Origin of the sequence: Pseudomonas sp. RIT-To-2 (assembly GCF_029623465.1) — a bacterium.
In the GTDB taxonomy this organism is placed as follows: Bacteria; Pseudomonadota; Gammaproteobacteria; order Pseudomonadales; family Pseudomonadaceae; genus Aquipseudomonas; species Aquipseudomonas silvicola.
Genome location: NZ_JAPYKM010000097.1, coordinates 1 through 831 on the forward strand (window position 1 = coordinate 1; position 831 = coordinate 831).

An 831-nucleotide genomic window follows, 5' to 3' on the forward strand; every position below is an offset into this window, starting at 1 on the left:
GCTGCCTGGACGATGACGAAGTTCACCAGCAGGATAATCACCAGGGTCGGCACGATCAGCAGCAGGCGCCGCAGGGCATAGGCCAGCATCAGTGGGCCTCCTTGGCACGCAGCTCGGCCATCTGGGTATTGGTGAGCGGTGTGGGGCTGACCTGCCACCAGGTTTCCGGGGCCTCGTCATTGGGTGCCGGGTGCTCGGGAATGCCGAAGCGGTTCCACCACACCGTGGACGTGCCAGGCGGGTAGTAGTTGGGTATCCAGTAGTAGTTCCACTGCAGCACCCGGTCCAGGGCGTGGGCGTATTCGGTCATGTCGGCCTTGGTACGGGCGCTGACCAGCCCCTTGATCAGGCTGTCCACGGCAGGGTCCTTGAGCACCATGTAGTTGTTGGAACCGCTGTCGGTGGCGCTGGCGGAACCAAAATAGTTGTACAGCTCCATGCCCGGCGAGGCTGACACCGGGTAGCCGGTGATGATCATGTCGTAGTCGCGGGCCATCAGGCGATTGATGTACTGGGAGGGGTCGATTCGGCGGATCTGCAGGTCGATGCCGATCTGCGCCAGGGTGCGCTTCCACGGCAGGATGAGTTTTTCCAGGCCAGCCTGGCCGTTGAGGAAGGTGAAACTCAGGGGCTCGCCAGCAGCGTTCACCAGGCGGTCACCCTCCGGGCGCCAGCCAGCGTCCTTGAGCAGGGCCAGGGCCTGCAACTGTTTGTCCCGGATGAAACCAGTGCCGTCGGTACGCGGGGCTTCGAAGGCAGGGCCGAACACTTCGTCTGGGACCTTGCCGCGCAGGGGCTCGAGGATCTTCAGTTCGGCGGCGTCCGGCGGTT

General features: G+C 63.9%; 2 protein-coding genes. Both read right to left on the minus strand.

Going from position 1 to position 831, the window contains the following annotated elements:
- Positions 1–89, minus strand: an 89-nt coding sequence (locus QBK88_RS30695; protein ID WP_277965047.1) for a hypothetical protein, incomplete at its 3' end; no start/stop codon positions are given.
- Positions 89–831, minus strand: a 743-nt coding sequence (locus QBK88_RS30700; protein WP_277965046.1) for an ABC transporter substrate-binding protein, incomplete at its 5' end; no start/stop codon positions are given. The genes QBK88_RS30700 and QBK88_RS30695, both read right to left, overlap by 1 nt.